Raw genomic sequence first — 1,325 nt, 5'->3', positions numbered from 1 at the left:
TCGCGCCGTGTCTGCTTGCGCTTGCCGTTGTACTCCGCGTCGCCAAAGCTCAGCTGCATCGAGATCGTCCGCTCGGTTCGTTGATCCATTGTGGCAGTATCAGATGGAGTTGTTCAGACCTTCCCTAATGCCTAAGTTAGCCGCACCGAGAAGCTATGTCGGCTTGAATGAAGTATTAGCAGCCATCAAGCGACGCTTGCTTGGTACACAGAAACCATGTGCTCGCTGGTGGAAATGGCATGCTCCGCGCTGCAAGTAAAGCACTCATCCGCAAAGCTCGGACGGTTATTCAATCGATTTAACCAAGGAAAGCGACCACGACGAAACCCTTGGTTGGCGAGGCGCGCGTGAATCATACTCTCAACTGCGACGGCAGCGTGGTTGGAGGCCAACGAGAAAATTCCCACCTGCCGCCAATCCTCGGCTCCGCCGTAGCACATCTCTATCAAGTGTGGAACGCGCCTGGCATTGTTGGATTTTCCAACTTTTACGAGGCCCTGTGATTCGCTGGCAAGTATGTACACATGGCAGTTGTTCTCTACTTCTGACACCCGAAAGCCTCTCATGGGCACTAACGCCTGAATTATGCCGCGCCGTGAAGCGGCGTCCGCTTGAATGAACTGTTAGAACTCAGGCTCACGTAACTACCACCTGGTCTGGAGCGCGTAGGTTGGATTGCTTGTGCTCCGCGTTGTAAACGCGGATATGAAAGCTTCCTGTGGCAAGAAGATCAGCCGCTTCTTCGAGCGTATCAACAAGAACCTTATTGACTCCGTAGCGCAGAGGCTTGCCGCTTTTTGCCGCAAGATCCTCGGAGTGCAAGGTGTATTTGCCGCCTCTCGCTACCGCGAAGAATGGCTTGCCGGCTACTTTCCCTGAAGTGCCGGTGGCACGGATCTCTTTGACGACGCGCGACATAGTTCCCCCTGAGTTCTAACACCTGAGTTAAGCCGCGCCGCGAAGTGGCGTCGGCCTGGATGATTTGTTAGGCCGCTGCCGCATGGGCGTTTTTGAACTCGGCCAAGATTTCCATTGCGTTTTCAAACAAGAGGCCTTTCTGCTTGGGTGAAACGCCAGATCTCTCCGAGAGAATCTTCAAGGTTGCAAGATACTCTTGGCGCAGGTTGGTTATCTGCGCCTCAATTTCTGACGGGATCTTGAAGCAAGTGCGTAGGCCGCCGCCCCCGGCGTACTGCCTTAGGGAAGGTCTGAACAACTCCATCTGATACTGCCACAATGGATCAACGAACCGAGCGGACGATCTCGATGCAGCTGAGCTTTGGCGACGCGGAGTACAACGGCAAGCGCAAGCAGACACGGCGCGA

General features: G+C 54.6%; 3 protein-coding genes. All 3 read right to left on the bottom strand.

Annotated elements, in window-relative coordinates; genetic code table 11:
* Positions 1-185: 185 nt before the first annotated feature.
* The gene (locus A7D17_RS25290; RefSeq protein ID WP_153042003.1) at positions 186-566 is read right to left on the bottom strand and encodes a GIY-YIG nuclease family protein; all 381 of its coding nucleotides are present in this window, start codon (positions 564-566) and stop codon (positions 186-188) included.
* A gap of 70 nt (positions 567-636) precedes the next feature.
* Positions 637-918: a hypothetical protein gene (locus tag A7D17_RS24295; protein ID WP_153042002.1), complete on the bottom strand. Its 282-nt coding sequence runs from the start codon at positions 916-918 to the stop codon at positions 637-639.
* A 67-nt stretch (positions 919-985) separates the two neighbouring features.
* Positions 986-1,325: hypothetical protein (locus A7D17_RS19235; RefSeq protein ID WP_204377371.1), on the bottom strand; the 340-nt coding region annotated here is incomplete at its 5' end.

The sequence above is a fragment of the Xanthomonas floridensis genome, assembly GCF_001642575.1.
GTDB classification, from domain to species: Bacteria; Pseudomonadota; Gammaproteobacteria; order Xanthomonadales; family Xanthomonadaceae; genus Xanthomonas; species Xanthomonas floridensis.
This window is presented reverse-complemented; position numbering and strand designations above follow the sequence as displayed.